The 18,015-nt window shown below is 65.5% G+C and carries 15 protein-coding genes; 5 read left to right on the forward strand and 10 right to left on the reverse strand.

The genetic code is table 11. From position 1 onward, the window contains the following. Window positions 1-56: 56 nt before the first annotated feature. From ACNJYA_RS32100 to ggt, 4 genes are all read right to left on the reverse strand, one after another. The gene (locus ACNJYA_RS32100; RefSeq protein WP_439401324.1) at window positions 57-2,348 is read right to left on the reverse strand and encodes a xanthine dehydrogenase family protein molybdopterin-binding subunit; all 2,292 of its coding nucleotides are present in this window, start codon (window positions 2,346-2,348) and stop codon (window positions 57-59) included. A gap of 2 nt (window positions 2,349-2,350) precedes the next feature. Further along, window positions 2,351-3,328 (reverse strand): FAD binding domain-containing protein, encoded by a 978-nt coding sequence (locus ACNJYA_RS32105; RefSeq protein ID WP_439401325.1) that lies wholly within the window; start codon window positions 3,326-3,328, stop codon window positions 2,351-2,353. Window positions 3,329-3,371: 43 nt separating this feature from the next. After that, window positions 3,372-3,986, reverse strand: a complete 615-nt coding sequence (locus tag ACNJYA_RS32110) for a (2Fe-2S)-binding protein (protein WP_439401326.1) — start codon at window positions 3,984-3,986, stop codon at window positions 3,372-3,374. Window positions 3,987-4,159: 173 nt separating this feature from the next. After that, window positions 4,160-5,746 (reverse strand): gamma-glutamyltransferase, encoded by a 1,587-nt coding sequence (ggt, locus tag ACNJYA_RS32115; protein WP_439401327.1) that lies wholly within the window; start codon window positions 5,744-5,746, stop codon window positions 4,160-4,162. Between the two features lie 196 nt (window positions 5,747-5,942). On the opposite strand from ggt, the gene trhO reads away from it, so the two are divergent. Both trhO and ACNJYA_RS32125 read left to right on the forward strand, forming a co-directional pair. Beyond that, window positions 5,943-6,701, forward strand: coding sequence for an oxygen-dependent tRNA uridine(34) hydroxylase TrhO (gene trhO / locus ACNJYA_RS32120; protein WP_439401328.1), 759 nt, complete (start codon window positions 5,943-5,945; stop codon window positions 6,699-6,701). Beyond that, window positions 6,691-6,909: a SlyX family protein gene (locus tag ACNJYA_RS32125; protein ID WP_197955420.1), complete on the forward strand. Its 219-nt coding sequence runs from the start codon at window positions 6,691-6,693 to the stop codon at window positions 6,907-6,909. The genes trhO and ACNJYA_RS32125 overlap by 11 nt, the downstream gene beginning before the upstream one ends. Window positions 6,910-6,914: 5 nt before the next feature. On the opposite strand, the gene ACNJYA_RS32130 is transcribed toward ACNJYA_RS32125, so the two are convergent. Together ACNJYA_RS32130 and ACNJYA_RS32135 are read right to left on the reverse strand one after the other, a co-directional pair. Next, on the reverse strand, window positions 6,915-8,816 hold the full coding sequence (locus ACNJYA_RS32130) for a diguanylate cyclase (protein WP_439401329.1): 1,902 nt from the start codon (window positions 8,814-8,816) through the stop codon (window positions 6,915-6,917). Window positions 8,817-8,992: 176 nt separating this feature from the next. Beyond that, window positions 8,993-9,208: a hypothetical protein gene (locus ACNJYA_RS32135; RefSeq protein WP_172785832.1), complete on the reverse strand. Its 216-nt coding sequence runs from the start codon at window positions 9,206-9,208 to the stop codon at window positions 8,993-8,995. A gap of 106 nt (window positions 9,209-9,314) precedes the next feature. Between ACNJYA_RS32135 and hemE the strand changes: the two genes are divergently transcribed. Further along, window positions 9,315-10,349 carry a uroporphyrinogen decarboxylase gene (gene hemE, locus ACNJYA_RS32140; RefSeq protein ID WP_439401330.1) on the forward strand — a complete coding sequence of 345 codons (1,035 nt, stop codon included), beginning with the start codon at window positions 9,315-9,317 and terminating at the stop codon, window positions 10,347-10,349. A 203-nt stretch (window positions 10,350-10,552) separates the two neighbouring features. Here the strand turns inward: hemE and ACNJYA_RS32145 are convergent, their stop codons facing one another. Next, a complete protein-coding gene (locus ACNJYA_RS32145) occupies window positions 10,553-11,314 on the reverse strand; it encodes an FCD domain-containing protein (RefSeq protein ID WP_439401331.1) in 762 nt (253 codons plus the stop codon). 224 nt (window positions 11,315-11,538) lie between these two features. On the opposite strand from ACNJYA_RS32145, the gene ACNJYA_RS32150 reads away from it, so the two are divergent. Together ACNJYA_RS32150 and ACNJYA_RS32155 are read left to right on the forward strand one after the other, a co-directional pair. Further along, a complete protein-coding gene (locus ACNJYA_RS32150; RefSeq protein WP_439401332.1) occupies window positions 11,539-13,185 on the forward strand; it encodes an L-lactate permease in 1,647 nt (548 codons plus the stop codon). A gap of 13 nt (window positions 13,186-13,198) precedes the next feature. Continuing rightward, on the forward strand, window positions 13,199-14,353 hold the full coding sequence (locus ACNJYA_RS32155) for an alpha-hydroxy acid oxidase (protein ID WP_439401333.1): 1,155 nt from the start codon (window positions 13,199-13,201) through the stop codon (window positions 14,351-14,353). 70 nt (window positions 14,354-14,423) lie between these two features. Here ACNJYA_RS32155 and hemC read toward each other — a convergent pair whose 3' ends face one another. From hemC to ACNJYA_RS32170, 3 genes are all read right to left on the reverse strand, one after another. Next, window positions 14,424-15,404, reverse strand: coding sequence for a hydroxymethylbilane synthase (hemC, locus tag ACNJYA_RS32160; RefSeq protein ID WP_439401334.1), 981 nt, complete (start codon window positions 15,402-15,404; stop codon window positions 14,424-14,426). 26 nt (window positions 15,405-15,430) lie between these two features. Further along, complete coding sequence (locus ACNJYA_RS32165) at window positions 15,431-17,056, reverse strand: GMC family oxidoreductase (protein WP_439401335.1); 1,626 nt, start codon at window positions 17,054-17,056, stop codon at window positions 15,431-15,433. Between the two features lie 248 nt (window positions 17,057-17,304). Then, window positions 17,305-17,895: a TetR/AcrR family transcriptional regulator gene (locus tag ACNJYA_RS32170; protein WP_439401336.1), complete on the reverse strand. Its 591-nt coding sequence runs from the start codon at window positions 17,893-17,895 to the stop codon at window positions 17,305-17,307. Between the last annotated feature and the right edge of the window lie 120 nt (window positions 17,896-18,015).

An 18,015-nucleotide genomic window follows, 5' to 3' on the forward strand; every position in this document is an offset into this window, starting at 1 on the left:
ACCTTCCGTTTGAGGCGGGAGGTGTCTAACCCAAGGCGGTCGCCGTTTCCACCCCTTTAGACCTCGATATTTTCCAGCCGCACCGGCAGCTTGCGGATGCGCTGGCCGGTGGCGTGATAGATCGCGTTGCAGATCGCCGCATTGGTGCCGACATTGGCGAGCTCGCCGAGGCCCTTTGCGCCCACCGGATTGATATGATCGTCCTGCTCGGACAGCATGATCACCTCGACGCCGGGCACATCGGCATTCACGGGCAGGAGGTAATCGGCAAGATTGTCGTTGACGTAGCGCGCATAGCGGTCATCGATCTCGGTGGCTTCCAGCAACGCCGAGGACATGCCCCAGATCAGGCCACCCATGAGCTGGCTGCGTGCGGTGCGCGGATTCATGATCCTGCCTGCCGCGAACGCGCCGACCAGGCGGGGGCAGCGGATCTCGTGCGTGAAGCGATTGACGCGGACCTCGACGAATTCGGCGCCGAAGGCGTAGGCGATCTTGTCCTTCATTTGGTGGCCGCCGACCAGCCGTACCTGCCCATTGTGCATGGCGCGGAAGGAGTCCATCGGCGCGCCTTCCGGCTTCCACTCGCCATATTCTTCGACCACGCCGACGCCGAGCGCATCGAACGCCTTCTCGATATCGAGCGGACGATCGCCCTTGGCCGCCTGGGTCGACGGTGCCGGGCTGATGCCGACGGTCTCCTTGGCCTTGTCGGCGAGGCTGTCGCTCGGCATCACCGCCTTGAGCAGGCGCTGTCGGATCTGATCGCACACCATCATCACGGCCGAGCAGGTGCTGGCGGTCGAGTTGGAGCCGCCGGCAACCGGCGCGGGCGGCAAGTCGCTGTCGCCCATGAAGACCGCGACCTTCTCCAGTGGCACGCCGAGCCGCTCGGCCGCAGTCTGGGCGATGACGGTGTAGGCGCCGGTGCCGATCTCGTGGCCGGCGATCTCGACGCGAGTGCGGCCGTCGCGCTGCAGTCGCACGCGTGCGGCGGACGGCGCCATCGCCGTCGGATAGCAGGTGGCAGCGCAGCCGTAGCCGATCAACCAGTCGCCATCGGACATCGACTTCGGTTGTGGCGATCGCTGCGACCAGCCGAACGCCCTGGCGGCTTCGTCGAAGCACGCCATGAGCGATCGCGACGTGTAGGGCTTGCCGTCAATGGGATCCCTGGTGGCGTCGTTGATACGGCGAAGCTCGACCGGATCCATGTTCAGTTTGACGGCGAGCTCGTCCAGCGCGCTCTCCAGCGCGAACAGATACGGCACCTCCGGGGGCGACCGCATGAAGCCGGGCGTGTTGCGATCGGCGCGCACGATCGAGACCAGGCTGTCCACGTTCGGACAGGCATAGAGCCGTGTCGTGGTCTTGGTGCCGCCGACGCAATAGGCATCGGGGCGCGAGGAGACTTCAGTCCCCTCATGCCTCAAAGCGACCAGCTTGCCGTCCCGGCTGGCACCAAGCTTGATCTCATGCCGCGTCTCGGCGCGGTAGGTCGCGATGGTGAAGCCCTGGTCGCGGGTCGGGACCAGCTTGATGGGGCGGTTCAGGCGCTTGGCAATGGCGGCGATGATGGCGGTCCGCGGTGTCATCGAGCCCCGCGAACCAAATCCGCCGCCGACATAGGGATTGACCACGCGCACCTTGTCGGCGTCGATGCCGAGCTGCTCGGCCACGCCGTTCTTCAGGCCATAGACATACTGGCTGCCCTCGTAGATGACGAGATGGTCGCCCATCCAGGCGCAGCTGGTCGTGAACAGCTCCATCGGATTGTGATGCTGCGTCGGCGTCTCGTAGGAGGCGATGAGCTTGACCTCGGCCGCATCGAACGCCGTGGCGAAATCACCGATCTTCGGGTCTTCCTTGAACTGCGAGTTTTGTCCTTTCGCGGCGGCTGTCGTCGTCCCCGGCGAATCGAAGGTCGCGCTGGGTGCAGCAGCCGTGTAGCTGACCTTGACGCGGTTGGCCGCCTCGCGCGCGGCCTCGTAACTCTCCGCGACCACCACGGCTATGATCTGGCCGTCATGGGCGATCTCGGCCGATTTCAGCGGCTGGATCGTGGTGCCGGCATAGCCGCCATTGCTGAACAGCTTCGAGTCCTTCAGCTTCGGGGCGTTCTCGTGCGTGACGATGTCGATCACGCCGCGGACGCGCTTGGCATCGTCAAACTCGAAGCGGTCGATGCGGCCCTTGGCGATGGCACTGGTGACCAGGAACGCGTAGGCCGGATTGTCCAGCGGCATATCGGAGGCATAGGTCGCCCGCCCCGTGACCTTTGCGGCCGCATCATAGCGCGGCACGGGCTGCCCCATATTCGTCTTGGGCCCGGGAGCTGCAGCGGTCATGATCAGATCTCCATCGTTACGGCCTGCTGGAGCGCGCGTGCCACCACACGCTTGCCGAGCGCGATCTTGAAGCCGTTGTGCCGGCGGCCGCGGGCATCAGCAAAGGCGGCCTCGGCGACGCGCTGTGCCAGCGCTTCGTCGAACTTCTGTCCCTTCAACAGCGCCTCCGCCTCACGCGCGCGCCAGGGCACGGTGGCGACGCCGCCGAGCGCGACGCGTGCGTCCCGAATCGTGCCATCCCGGACGTCGAGCGCTATCGCAGCTGATGACAGTGCGAATTCGAAGGATTGCCGGTCGCGCGTCTTGAGATACACCGAGCGCGGCCAGCGGCCGGAAATCGAGAATGCCGAGATCAGCTCGCCGGGCTGAAGCGCAGTCTCGATATCAGGCGTGCTGCCCGGCGCCTTGTGAAGCTGCGCGAACGGCATGCTGCGCGTACCGGCCTTGCCGGTGATCTCGACCATCGCATCGAGCGCGATCAGCGCCTGCGCGAAATCGCCGGGATAGGTCGCGACGCAATGTTCGGAGACGCCGAGCACCGCATGCATGCGGTTGATACCATCCATTGCGGCACAGCCGGAGCCGGGATTGCGCTTGTTGCAGTTCTCATAAGAGACATCGCGAAAGTAGTTGCAGCGCGTCCGCTGCATCACGTTGCCGCCGAGCGTTGCCATGTTGCGCAGCTGGGCGCTGGCGGCGAGCTTCAGCGAATCCGCGATCACCGGATAGCTGCGCTGGATCTCGGCATGCGCGGCGACGTCGGACATCCTTGCCAGCGCGCCGAGGCGCAAGCCATCGTCGCCTGGGGCGATCGCCGACCAGGCGTTGGCCAGCGGATTGATGTCGAGGATCGCAGTGGGCCGCATCACGTCGAGCTTCATCAGATCGATCAGCGTGGTGCCGCCGGCAAGCGGCTGCACCGACGCCTTCGTCAGCGGATCGTTGGCAGCCGCGGCGGCGCCGAGCGCTCGCACGGCCATGTCGGGGTCTGATGCTCTCTGGTACGAAAACGGTCGCATGCGCCTAGCCTTTCATGATCTCGGGCGCGGCCTGCTTCACGGCGGCGACGATGTTGGGATAGGCGGCGCAGCGGCAGATGTTGCCGCTCATGTATTCGCGGATGTCGGCCTCGCTGCCGGCATGGCCCTCCTTCACGCACGCGATCGCCGACATGATCTGACCGGGCGTGCAATAGCCGCACTGGAACGCATCATGGTCGATGAAGGCCTGCTGCATCGGGTGCAAGCGGTCGTCGGTGGCGAGGCCTTCGATGGTCGTGATCTCCTGCCCTTCGGCGGCGAGGGCCAGCGTCAGGCACGACACCACGCGGCGATCGTCGATCAGCACCGTGCAGGCGCCGCACTGGCCGTGGTCGCAGCCCTTCTTGCTGCCGGTGAGCTTGAGATGTTCGCGTAAGGCATCGAGCACCGTGGCGCGCGCATCGATGCTCAGGCGCTTGTCCTTGCCGTTGACGCGCAGCGTGACCTCGACGGGAAGCGAGGGATCCTGCGCCGCCGGTGCCCGCGCCTCCTCCGATGCGGCGCGCGCTGTCATTGGGATCAGCGCGCTGCCAGCCGCACCGGTGATGAAGGCGCGCCGGTCGAATCCGGATGATCTGGAACCTGGTTTGTCGGGCATGGCAGGCCTCCGCCGCTGATCTGCTAGATTAAAGCAGCGCACGCCTGCACCGCTCATCGCCCCTTAACCGGAAGCAATGAGTGCAGTTCCGAATGAGAGAAGGGCGGCACAGCAAATGCCGCGCCGCCCTTCGTCAACTTTTCCTGATCTCGCGTGGGGAACTGCGCGGCCGATCAATAACCCAGCGCGCAGCCGTCCTTGCGCGGATCGGAGCCGCCGGTCAGCGTGCCCTTGTCCCAATCGATCCAGATCGCCTGGGCGCCGCCGAGCGGGCCGACCACGCTGGTCGTCTTGTGGCCGAGCTTCTTCAGGCCCTCGACGATGTCGGCCGGCACGCTGTCCTCGAGCTGATACTGGCCCTCGTAGTGCAGACCGCGCGGCATGTCGATCGCCTCCTGCACGTCGCAGCCGTAGTCGAGGATGTTGGTCAGGAGGTGAGTCTGGCCGGTCGGCTGGTACTGGCCGCCCATGACCGCGAACGACATCGTGGAACGGCCGCCCTTGGTGAGCAGGCCCGGCATGATCGTGTGCAGCGGGCGCTTGCCGCCTTCGATGCAGTTGGGATGGCCCGGCTGGATGCGGAAGCCGCCGGCGCGATTCTGGAACAAGACACCGGTCTTGTTCGAGACGATCGCCGAGCCGAAGGAATGCGCAACCGAGTTGATGAACGAGCAGACGTTGCGGTCCTTGTCTACGACCGTGATGTAGATGGTCGAGGGATTCATCGGCGGCGCGACGTTCGGCAGGTCGAGCATGCCGTCCATGCGGATCTTGCTGATGTACTCGTCGGCAAAGCCCTTCTCGAGCATCTCGGCGACGTTGATCTTCATGTGCGCAGGCGAGGCAACATGCATCTCGCGGTTCATGTAGGCGATGCGTGCCGCTTCCGCCTCGAGATGGAAGCGCTCGACGCTCACTGGCGCATACTTGGTCAGATCGAAGCGCAACAGGATGTTGAGCATCAAGAGCGCGGTGACGCCCGGGCCGTTCGGCGGGCACTGCCAGACGTCGTAGCCCTTGTACATGGTGCCGATCGGCGTGGTCACTTCGGTCGTGTGCACGGCGAAATCGTCGAGCGTGTGCAGGCCACCGATGCCCCTGAGGGTCTCGACCATGTCCTCCGCGATCTCGCCCTTGTAGAAGGCGTCGCGTCCGTTCTTGGCGATCGCGCGCAGCGTCTTGCCGAGCTCGGCCTGGCGGATGACGTCGCCTGCGACCGGCGGCTGGCCGCCCGGCAACAAATAGCGCACGGTGTTGGTGCCATTCTTCAGCTTCTCGAACTGGTTCTTCCAGTCGAAGGCGATGCGGGGCGCGACGACATAACCTTCCTCGGCCGCCTTGATCGCAGGCTGCAGCAGCCGGTCGAAACCGAACTTGCCGTGATCGCGCAGCACGGTGGCAAAGGCGTCGATCACGCCGGGGATCGAGACCGCATGCGCCGAGGTGAGCGGCACGGAGTTGATCTTGCGCTCGAGATACCAGTCGGCATTCGCCGCCTTCGGCGCGCGGCCGGAGCCGTTATAGGCGACGATCTTGCCCTCGCCCCGCGGCTGGATCAGCGCAAAGCAATCCCCGCCGATGCCGGTCGATTGCGGCTCGATCACGCCGAGCAGGGCCGAGCCGGCGACCGCCGCGTCCACCGCGGTGCCGCCCTCGCGCAGCACCTCGATCGCGGCGAGCGAGGCCTGCGGATGCGAGGTCGCCACCATCGCGTTGGTGGCGTGGACCGTGGACCTGCCGGGGAAATGGAAGTTTCTCATCGAATGTCTTGCTCTCTTGGCCGTCGGCGCGATGGGCGCGCCATCTCGAAAACCGCGTCTACATGACACATTCCCGCCCGGCGGGGCAATGCTGGCATACCAGGAAAATGGCAGCCATCCGCTGGGCGTATAGACCTTTTTCCGGCTTTCGCGATGCGGGTTTTCCGGGCGCCGGCCGCCTGCTAAACGAGCGGCCATGAAAACGGCTTACACGGTCTGCGCCTTCTATCAATTCGTCGCCCTCCCGGATTACCGCGAGCTGCGCGAGCCGCTGCGCGCTTGCTGCGCCGGACTTGGGCTGAAGGGCAGCGTGCTGCTGGCGCAGGAGGGCATCAACGGCACGATCGCCGGCGCAGCGGAGGCGATCGACGCCTTCGCTCGTGAGCTCGCACAGGGCGACATGTTCGGCGGCAGGCTGAACAATCTCGAATTGAAATTCTCCGCTGCGGAGGCGATGCCGTTCGGACGGCTGAAGGTGCGGCTGAAGAAGGAGATCGTCACGCTGGGCGATGCGGCCGCCGATCCGACCCGCCAGGTCGGCACCTATGTCGATGCGCGCGAATGGAACGCGCTGATCGCGGCACCCGACACGCTCGTGCTCGACACCCGCAACGCCTTCGAGGTCGCGATGGGGACGTTCGAGGGCGCGGTCGATCCCGGCATCACGAGCTTCGGGCAGTTCAAGGACTTTGCCGCCGAGCAGCTCGATCCGGCACGGCACCGCAGGATCGCGATGTTCTGCACCGGCGGCATCCGCTGCGAGAAGGCGAGCGCGCATCTGCTCGCACGCGGCTTTGCCGAGATCTATCACCTCAAGGGTGGCATTCTGAAATATCTGGAAGAGGTGCCGGAGGCGCAGAGCCGCTGGCGCGGCGAATGCTTCGTGTTCGACGAGCGCGTGGCGCTCGGCCACGGCTTGCGCGAGCGAAACAAGGACGAAACGCGTGACGAATGAGATCAAGACGCTGAGCGAGCGCATCGACACGCTGGAGACGCGTCTCGCCTATCAGGACGACACGATCGAGACGTTGAACCAGACCATCACCGCGCAGTGGAAGCAGATCGACAGGCTGACGCGACAGATCGCGGAGCTCAATGCTCGGCTGCAGGAGGCCGAGGCAAATGCGCCAGGGCCGGCCAACGAGCCTCCGCCGCATTATTGAGCGGGTTACTGGCCGGACGCCTTGGGCAGCAGGTCCATGACCTCGCCGGACGTCACCAGGCGGTTGCGGCCTGCGGCCTTGGCGGCATAGAGCGCCCGGTCGGCAGCTTCGACCAGCGCAGCGACTCCCGCGGTTCGTTCGAACGCCGGCCGGCAGGCTGCGCCGCCGAGCGAGGCAGTGACGCATCCAGCCACGAGGTTGCTGCCATGAGCGAGGCCGGCCTCGTGAATGGCGCTGCGGATCCGTTCGCCGACCGCGGCGCAGCCGGCGGCGTCGATGTTCGGCAGCAGCATGGCGAATTCCTCACCGCCATAACGCGCGGCCAGATCGCCGACGCGCTGCGCTTCGGTCGCGATGATCTTTGCGATCAGGCGCAGGCACGCATCGCCCGCGGGATGGCCGTATTCGTCGTTGTAGGCCTTGAAGTGGTCTACGTCGATCATCAGCAAGGCAAGGCTGGAGCGGTCGCGATAGGCACGCGCCCATTCCTCCTTCAGACGCTCGTCGAAGCGGCGGCGATTGGCAAGGCCGGTGAGGCTGTCCTCGATCGCCAGCGTCTCGAGTCTGGTTTCCAGCTTCTTGTGCTCGGTGATGTCGCGGGAGATCGCGACTACACCGTCGACGCGGCCATCGTCCTTGCGCGTCACCCGCATGGTCGATTCCAGCCAGATCTCGCCGTTCTGCCGGTGCGAGTTGCGGTAGGTGAGACGCGCCTCCTCCTTCTCGCCGCGCTTCATGGCGTCGACGATCGCCTTGACCTCCGGCAGATCCTCCGGATTGACACCCGCGAGGGCCGGCGAACCGATCAGCTGATTTGGACGCCAGCCGACGACGCGGACCGACGAGGGCGAGACATAGCGCAGCCGCTCATCGAGGCCGATGCGGGTCACCATGTCGCTGGAGCCTTCGGCCAGCAGGCGGAAATGCGCCTCCGTCTCGGCCAGCGCGACGGCCATGCGCTGGCCGCGCTGCAACTGCCGCACCAGCACGCCGCCGATCACCGCGATCAGCATCACCAGAGCGAGCACGTAGAGCATGCGGGAGATTGCCGCCGCGCGCCAGGGCGCGAGCAACTCGTCCTTGTCGACGGTGGCGAGCAGGAGGAGCGGGAAGCGGCTGCTGCGATTGAAGAAGCTGACGCGTTCGGCGCCGTCCAGCGGCGACTTGAAATGATAGGCGCCGCTCGGCCGTTGCAGGCTCGGCTCGCGGAACAGCGGCTTGTCGGCGACGCTACGCCCGACGAATGTCCCGTTGCTGGGATTGCGCGCGACGATCAGGCCGTCGCCATGCGCCAGTGACACGGAGCTGTTGCGGCCGATCTCGAACTGCTCGTAGAAATGCGACAGATATTTCGAGCTGATGGTCGCGAGCACCACGCCGCCGAAGCTGCCGTCCTGCTTGTTGAAGCGGCGTGACAGGGTGACGACCCATTCGCCGTCCAGCAGGCTCTTCACGGGACGGCCGACATGGGCCTCGCGCTTCGGCGAAAGCTGGTGATATCGGAAGAAAGCATCGTCGCTGAAGGTGGCGCCGGTCGTACCGGGCGAGGTCAGCCAGTTGCCCTGATCGTCGATGATGGCGAGGCTGTGAATGCGCGCGATCGCCTTCTTGCGCGCGTCCAGCAAGGTGCGCAGCTTCGCGATCGTGGCCGGCGCTGTGCCGTCCATCTCCAACCGGCTGACCACGCCGACGACGCCGGAATCCAAGAGATCGAGGCTGTCCTCGGCATGCTGGGTCAGCGAACGCGCAACGTTCGCCATCTCCGTCTCGGCGCCCTTGAGCACCGCATCGCGTGCCGCCCATTCACGCCAACCGCTGACGCCGAGGATGGTCGCGCAGGTCAGCGCGACGAAAGCCGCCGCGCGCAGCGGCAGGCGGCTCCATCCGGCTCGTTGGGTAGCACTCATGCGGCAGGGTCCTCCGATCGTACGGAAACCTCTGCTGCTTCTGTTATTTAATCCTGAAATCCCTACCGGAATACGCGGCGGTTTCCGCCGTTTCCAGTAGTCTTACGGACGCGCCGATCGGCGCATCGCTAACAGGACATTAGCGGGCCTAGCGGAATCCGGCGCGTCCGACGCCGCTAGCTGAAGATGGCCTTAACCTTGGCCCAGAGCGAGGGATGCTCGGCGTCGGCATCGGCCTTCGAGGGCGTCGGCTGTGCGGCGCTCACGGGATCGGAGGCTGGGAACGTGTCCCTCAGCCCGTTGTCGAGCTTGGACTGCCGATCGGCAGCGAGCGCCTCGCGCAGGTCTTCGGCGTGCTTGTCGTGCGGCGCGGGGTTGAATGTCTCAGCCATGATCTCCTCCATTGGCTGGTCAACGCGGCCCGATCGTCCAGGTTCCCCTGTTCCGCTGAGGGCCGCGGCGGTGTATCAGGAGGCACAACCCTGTTCAGGACCATTCGTGCCCCAGTCTTCGACGAAACCATTCATCGACGTCCTCTCCGGCCAGCGCCAGTCCGTGCCGCCCATGTGGATGATGCGCCAGGCCGGGCGCTACCTGCCGGAATATCGCGAGGTGCGCGCCAAGGCGGGCGGCTTCCTCGATCTCTGCTTCAACCCGGAGCTCGCCGCCGAGGTGACGCTGCAGCCGATCCGAAAGTTCGGCTTCGACGCGGCGATCATCTTCTCCGACATTCTGGTGATCCCCTACGCGCTCGGACGTGAGGTGCGCTTCGAGGTCGGCGAGGGCCCGCGGCTCGAGCCGCTCGACGATCCGGCCAAGGTGGCGACGCTGGCGCCGCGCGCAGATTTCGGCAAGCTCGAGCCGGTGTTCGAGGCGCTGAAGATCGTGCGCGGCGCGCTCGATCCCAAGGTTGCGCTGATCGGCTTCTGCGGCGCGCCGTGGACGGTGGCGACCTACATGGTCGCGGGCCACGGCACGCCGGACCAGGCGCCGGCCCGGATGATGGCCTACCGGCATCCCGAAGCTTTCTCTGAGATCATCGACGTGCTGGTCGACAACTCGATTCAATATCTGCTGGCACAGCTCGCCGCCGGCGCCGACGCGTTGCAGATCTTCGATACCTGGGCCGGCGTGCTGCCGCCGACCGAGTTCGCGCGCTGGTCGATCGAGCCGACGCGGCGCATCGTGGAGGGCGTAAGGGCCAAGGTGCCGGACGCGAAGATCATCGGCTTCCCGCGCGGCGCCGGCGCGCTGCTGCCGGCCTATGTCGAGGCGACTGGCGTCAACGCGGTCAGCATCGACTGGACCGCGGAGCCGGCCTTCATCCGCGAGCGGGTGCAGAGCAAGGTCGCGGTGCAGGGCAATCTCGATCCGCTGGTGCTGATCACGGGCGGCGCCGCGCTCGACCGCGCGGTCGACAACGTGCTGGCCAATTTTGCTGCCGGGCGGCTGATCTTCAATCTCGGCCACGGCATCCAGCCGGAAACGCCGATCGCCCATGTCGAGCAGATGATCCGGCGCGTGCGCGGCTGATTTGTTTCGCCCTTTTGGGCGCGGCAAAACAAAAGTGCGAAAACAACCCCATGCACAGTAGCCAAGTCATTGAAAACCTTGGACTGGCATGACTCGCGCGTGCGTTTTGACTTGTCGGGCAAAACAGGCGCAGAATCGCATCATCGCAGATCGTGATTTCGGCAGGGCTTACCGAGGCGGGCTGCGCTCGGAGAGAGGTCACGTCAAGCGAGGAAATCGCTGCGATTCACTCGGCTGAGCGACGTTTCTAGCCGGAGATCGTCGCGCCTGATCTCTTCGACCGTCTCGAAGGTGAAACGGATATGCTCGGCCGCAGCCGCTTCAGCCTCCTTGGTCTTGCCTGCGATCACCGCCTCCGCGAGCGCCAGATGTTGCTCCAGCAGCTGGTCGCGGACGCCCTCGCGCAAATAGAGTTGCGCGCGGCTGTAGAAGATGTTGTTGCGCAAGAGGTCGGCAAGCGCGCGCATGACGTGGAGCAACACCACGTTGTGGCTCGCCTCGTAGATCAGGAGATGAAGCTCCACGTCGGCATCACCCTCCTGGCTCGGATCTTCGAGCTTGTGGGCCTTTCGCATCCGATCGGCGCAATCCCGGATCGCCTGACGGTCGAGCTCGGTGGCGCGTAGCGCGGCGAAGCGGGCGGCGTGCGCCTCCTGAATCCTGCGAAATTCGAAATAGTCGGCCGTGACACGCGGCTTGTCCTGCATCAGCGTTGCGAGGGGCCGCAGCAGCGGCGACAGGAACTGGGCGACGAACGTCCCCGAGCGGGTGGTGGCGAGCAGCCCACGCTTTTCGAGGATCTGCAGCGCCTCGCGCAGCGAGGGTCGCGAGATTTCCAGCTTCTCGGCGAGATCCCGCTCAGCGGCGAGCTTTTCTCCAGGCCGCAATACGCCCTCGAGGATCAGCTTCTCGATGTGATCGGCCATCGCTTCCGCAATTTTCGGGGTCCGGACGACGTTGCTCAAGATGGCACCTATCCCTTTGGTGCAGTGTGCAGATTCGCTTTGCGAGTATGGCGCCTCCGCGCCGGCGGTCAAGCCTCATCCCCACCATCGATACACGATGAATAATATTTCCCAATTGACAGTTGTGGTAAATTAATTTTACCAAGGTAGATATCCGACAAATTTCGATGCCCAAGACCGTGGACCAGCGCGGCGGCGGATGAGGACAACCCGAGGAGATTTTCGTGGCGTGGACCCAGGCTTACGACCCCTTCAACAATCCATGGCTCTCGACCGCCGCGGCGGCGCTGCCGGTCATCGTGCTGCTGAGTGCGATTGCGGTCTTCGAGATCAAGGCGCATTGGGCGGCGGCCATTGGCCTCGTCACCGCCCTCGGCGTAGCCGTGTTCGCGTTCGGCATGCCGGCGGGCATGGCCGGAATGGCCGCGGTCTACGGCGCGGGCTTCGGGCTCCTGCCGATCGGCTGGATCATCATCAACATCATCTTTCTCTATCAGCTTCTGAACGAGAAGGGCGAGTTCGCGGTGCTGCAACGCTCGGTGTCGTCGATCAGTGACGATCGCCGCCTGCAGCTGCTCTTCATCGCGTTTTCGCTGGGTGCGTTCTTCGAGGGCGCCGCAGGGTTCGGCACGCCGGTTGCGGTCACCGCCGCGATGCTGATAGGGCTTGGCTTTTCGCCGCTCGCCGCCTCCGGCCTATCGCTGATCGCCAATACCGCGCCGGTCGCCTATGGCGCCCTCGGAACGCCCGTGATCGCGCTCAGCGCGGTGACCGGACTGGATCTCCAGGAGCTGAGCGGGATGATCGGGCGGCAGCTGCCGTTCTTCTCGCTGCTGGTGCCGTTCTGGCTGATCTGGGCCTTCGTCGGCTTCCGCCGAATGCTCGAGATCTGGCCCGCTGTTCTGGTGGCCGGCGTCTCGTTCGCCGTTCCGCAATATCTGGTCTCGAACTTCCATGGCCCGTGGCTGGTCGACGTGATTGCCGCGGTGGTCTCGATGGCAAGCCTCGCGCTGTTCCTGCGCGTCTGGCGGCCCAGGCATGCGATGAAGGAGATGCCGGCGCGCTATGGCGCCCCGCTATCGGACGAGGCTCCCGTCGGCAAGGCCACCAAGGCGGCTGTCGCCAAGGCATGGACGCCCTGGCTCATCTTCTCGGCCTTCGTCTTCGCCTGGGGCACGCCGCAGGTGAAGAGCTGGCTCGACGGCATCTGGGTCGCCAAGTTTCCCGTGGTCGGGCTGCACAACCTCGTTCAGAAGGCGCCGCCGGTCGTGGCCAAGCCTGTCGCAGAGGGCGCGGTCTATGCGCTCAATCTGCTCTCGGCGGCCGGCACCGGCATTCTCCTGTCGGCGATCATTTCGGGCCTGCTGGTCGGCTACGGTCCGCTCGGTCTGATCCGAATTTATGCGCGCACGCTCTATTTGACGCGCTACTCGCTCGCGACCATCGCCTGCATGCTGGCGCTCGGTTTCGTCACCCGCTACTCCGGCACGGATGCCACGCTCGGACTGGCCTTCGCCAAGACCGGGACGCTCTATCCGTTCTTCGGCGCACTGATCGGCTGGCTCGGCGTCGCGCTGACGGGGTCGGATACGTCCTCGAACGTGCTGTTCGGGGGACTTCAGCGCATCAGCGCCGAACAGATCGGCGTCAGTCCGGTGCTTATGGCAGCCGCCAACAGCTCCGGTGGCGTCATGGGCAAGATGATCGACGCGCAGAGCATCGTGGTCGCGTCCACGGCCACCAAATGGTACGGCCACGAGGGCACGATCCTGCGCTTCGTCTTCTTCCACAGCTTCGCGCTCGTCGTTCTCGTCGGCATCCTGGTGCTGGGCCAGGCCTATGTCTGGCCGCTCAAGCTGCTCGTGCCCTGATCGGGGGCTGGCGATGCGATTGTCACAGTGTCACAATTTTCACGACTTCCGGCGGCTGGCGCGTCGCCGACTGCCCGGGCCGATCTTCGATTACATCGACGGTGGGGCGGACGATGAGGTCACCCACCGCCGCAACACGGCGAGCTTCGAGCAATGCGACCTCGTGCCCAATGTGCTGCGCGGCGTGCAAGAGGTCGACCTCTCGGTCACCGTCATGGGACAGAAGCTTGCGCTGCCGTTCTATTGCTCGCCGACGGCCTTGCAGCGTCTGTTTCACCATCGGGGCGAGCGTGCCGTCGCTGCGGCCGCGGCGCGCTACGGCACCATGTTCGGCGTCTCCTCGCTCGGCACGGTCAGCCTCGAGGACCTGCGCAAGGCCCATGATACGCCGCAGGTCTATCAGTTCTACTTCCACAGGGATCGCGGGCTCAACCGTGCGATGATGCAGCGCGCCAAGGACGCCGGCGTCGAGGTGATGATGCTGACGGTCGACAGCATCACCGGTGGAAATCGCGAGCGCGACCTGCGGACGGGATTCAGTATCCCCTTCCGTCTGACGCTCGCCGGCATGCTCCAGTTCGTGATCAAGCCGCAATGGGGCATCCAGTATGTCACCCACGAGAGATTCAGGCTGCCGCAACTGGAGGAGCATGTCGACATGAGCGGTGGCGCGGTGTCGATCGGCCGGTATTTCACCGAGATGCTGGATCCGTCGATGAATTGGGACGATGTCGCCGAGATGGTGCGAAGCTGGAACGGGCCTTTCTGTCTAAAGGGGATCATGTCGCCGGCCGATGCGCGCCGCGCGGTCGAGATCGGCTGCGCCGGGATCATCCTGTCGAACCATGGTGGCCGGCAGCTCGATGGTTCTCGCTCCGCCTTCGACCAACTCGCCGAAATCGTCGACGCCGTCGGCGATCGCATCGACGTGATGATGGATGGCGGCATCCAGCGCGGGACCCACATCCTGAAGGCGCTCTCGCTCGGTGCCAAGGCCGTCGGTCTTGGGCGCTCCTATCTCTATCCGCTGGCGGCGGCCGGCCAGCCCGGCGTCGAGCGGGCCCTCGGCCTGTTGCGGGCCGAGCTCGAGCGCGACATGAAGCTGATGGGATGCACCTCGATCAACCAACTCTCGCGCGCCAATTTGCGCTTCAAGTCGGCGGCGTGAAACACCGGCGCGACGGCAATCGATAGGAGGCTGTCATCAATTTGAGCGGCGCGCGCGGGACCTGACGGTTTTAGCGCGGCCGGCTGCGCTCGATGATCTCCGCTGCACCCTTCGTCAGCAGGTCCAGTCCCACCGCGCGGCCGAGCTCGCGCGGGCGGTTGGCGGACCCGGTGCGCGAGGCTTCGATGATGGTGTTGCCGGAGAGATCGAGCACCGAGGCGGTGAGCGACATCTGATCGCCTGTGATGGTCGAGAAGCCCGCCACCGGCGAATTGCAGTGGCCGTTGAGCACCCAGAGCACCTCGCGCTCGGCGTCGGCGGAAGCGTGCGCAGAGGCGTCGTCGATCGACGACAGGATCTGTCGCGTCTGCCAGTCCTGCGCGGCACATTCGACCGCGACGATGCCCTGCCCTGCCGCCGGCAGCATCTCCACCGCGGTGAATTCGTAGGCGATGCGATGCGCCAGCCCGACGCGATCCAGGCCCGAGCGCGCCATGATCAGCGCGTCGGCAGGCCCGACTGCGCCGCCATCCGGAAGGCGCTGCTTCTCGCCATTGTCGAGTTTCCGCACCCTTGTGTCGGCGGCCCCACGGAAATGGATCACCTCCACCTCCGGGAACAACCGCCGCGCATAGGCGGCGCGACGGACGGCGTTGGTGCCAATCTTGAAGCCTTTGCCGCGGGACTGGCGTAGCGCTTCCAACGTCACGCCGTGGCGCAGCACCAGCGCGTCGCTGGGCGGATCGCGCGACAGCGTGGCACCGATGACAAGGCCGGGCGTGTCCTCGTTGCCCGGCATGTCCTTCAGCGAATGCATCGCTGCCTGGAGCTCACCCGACAGCACCGCGGCGCGGATCTGAGCCACGAAGGCCCCGCCTTTGCCGCCATGCGGCAACAGCTTGCTGGTCTGGTCGAGATCGCCCGTGGTGTCGAACTTGACGATCTCGACGTCGAGACCGGGCACGGCGGCGGTCAGGCGGCGCGCAATCTCTTCCGTCTGTGCCAGCGCCATGGCGCTCTTGCGTGTGCCGATCTTGAATCGCGTAGCCAAGTCCAAACCCTCTCAAGCAGCGAAGTTTATCGCGCATCCTCCAATATCATGTCGGAGGCCTTTTCGGCGATCATGATGATCGGCGCGTTGGTGTTCCCCGACACCAGATCCGGCATGATCGAGCCGTCGACGACACGCAAGGCTTCGAGTCCCCTCACCTTCAGCCGCTGATCGACCACCGCGAGCGCGTCGTTGCCCATACGACAGGTCGAGGTCGGATGATAGATGGTGCTGCCCCGGTCGCGGCAATAGTCCAGGATCTCGGCGTCCGTGGATACCTTCGCCCCGGGATCGTACTCGTCCACCACGAACGGCTTCAGCGCCGGTGCGTTCAACATCTTGCGCAGGATCTTGATGCCCTCGACATTGGTGGTGCGGTCGGTCTCGGTGGACATGTAGTTGATGCGGATCTCCGGCGGCACGGCCGGGTCTGCGCTCTTGATGCGCAAGGTGCCGCGGCTCTCGGGCCGGAGCTGGCACACCGACGCCGTGAATCCGGAGAAGGCGTGCAGCTTCTCGCCCATCTTGTCGGTCGAGAACGGCAGGAAGTGCACCTGGATGTCGGGGGAGGCCAGCCGCGGACTGGTCTTGAAGAACGCGCCCGCGGTGCCGGCTGCGATCGTCAACCAGCCCTTCCGAAACAGCGCGTAGCGCGCGCCGGCCATGGTGCGGCGAAGCGGATGATTGATGGTGTCGTTGAGCGTGATCTTCTGCGAGCAGCGCATCACGATGCGGACCTGCATGTGATCCTGCAGATCGTGACCGACGCCCGGTGCGTCCAGCACCACATCGATGCCGTGCCGGCGCAGGAGATCGCCCGGGCCGACGCCGGAGAGCTGGAGCAGCTGCGGCGAATTGTAGGCGCCGCTCGACAGCACCACCTCCCTGCGCGCGCGGGCGCGGCGCAAGGAGGCGCCTTGCCGGTATTCGACGCCGACCGCCCGGCGCCCTTCGAACAGGATGCGCTGAGCGTGTGCGGAGGTCTCGATTTTGAGGTTGCTGCGCGCCCTCGCGGGACCGAGATAGGCGACCGAAGTCGAGGCGCGGCGACCGTTGCGCGTCGTGGTCTGGAACAGGCCGACGCCTTCCTGCGTCGCACCGTTGAAATCAGGATTGTAGGGCAGACCGGTCTCGACTGCGGCATCGATGAAGGCTTTTGACAACGGATCGGTCACGATCATGTTGGACACCGGCAGCGGCCCGCCCGTGCCGTGATAATGATCGGCGCCCCGCGACTGGTTCTCGGCCTTCTTGAAATAGGGCAGCACGTCGTCATAGCCCCAGCCGGTGTTGCCGAGCTGGCGCCAGCGGTCGTAATCCTCGTGCTGGCCGCGGACATAGAGCAGGCCATTGATCGAGCTCGATCCGCCCAGCGTTTTTCCGCGCGGCTGGAATACCTGACGACCCTTCAGCTCGGGCTCCGGCTCGGTCTGGTACATCCAGTTGACGCTCTTCTCCTTGAACAGCTTGCCGTAGCCGAGCGGGACGTGGATCCAGATGTTGGAATCCTTCGGGCCGGCCTCGAGCAGCAGCACGCTGTGCTTGCCGTTCGCCGAAAGCCTGTTGGCGAGCACGCAGCCGGCGGAGCCGGCGCCGACGATGATGTAGTCGAATTCGGGATCGGTGGGTGCGAGGGAGGAAGTTGCGTTCATGCGCTACTGTTCTTCTTGTTGGCGTGGGCGTTTCCGACTTCACCTCTCCCCGGCGGGGAGAGGTCGGATTGCGCGCGGCGATGCGCAGCATCGTCCGTAGCAATCCGGGTGAGGGGCCGCAACGGAAAGTGAGACCGTAACCCCTCACGCGGATCGCATCTTCGATGCGATCCGACCTCTCCCTACGGGAGAGGTGAAGCGAACTCGGAGTCGACACCACCCACATAGCTGGCTCCGCGTTAAGGCGATCATGCCTTGACGCGCAGCGCTTCCACCAGCGACTTGAACGCACGGGCATATTCCCCGCCCGCCTTTGCGATATCGGCGCGTCCGGCGCAGGCGACCGCGGCCTCCGTAACCGCCCCGAGCAGCAGCCGCGCGAGCGGCTCGACAGGCTGCCGTGCGATCAGGCCGGCCTCCATCGCGGCGGAGAGCGCGCGCGGCATCTTGCCGCCGAAGTGCTGCGCGTCGATCTCGCGCCAGCGTTCCCAGCCAAGCACCGCCGGGCCGTCGCGCAGGATGATCTGGCCGGTCGGCCCCTTCGCGGTCGCTGCGAAGTAGTGCTGGGTGCCGGCGACCATGGCGGCGAGCACGTCCTTCTCGGCGCGTGCCGTGCGGTCGATCTCGGCAACGAGGTCGCGCGAGACCTGATCGAACACGGCCTCGAACACCGATTCCTTGGTCTTGAAGTGATGATAGACCGCGCCCTTGGCGACCGAAGCGCCTTCGGCAATGTCGTCCATGGTGGTGGCGGCAAAGCCGTGCGTCCCAAACAGGCGCCGCGCCGCCGTCAGGATCGCCTCCGATGTCGCCGCCCGCCGTTCCGCCTGTTTGGCCATGCGTCCTCATCTGGAGCCGCGGGTTTGCTCAACCTCTCCCGCTTGCGGGAGAGGTCGGCGCGAAGCGCCGGGTGAGGGCTCTCTCCTCTTGGGGGTTCTTCATTGCGGAGGCACCCCCAC

The organism is Bradyrhizobium sp. BLXBL-01 (assembly GCF_051853025.1).
GTDB lineage: Bacteria > Pseudomonadota > Alphaproteobacteria > Rhizobiales > Xanthobacteraceae > Bradyrhizobium.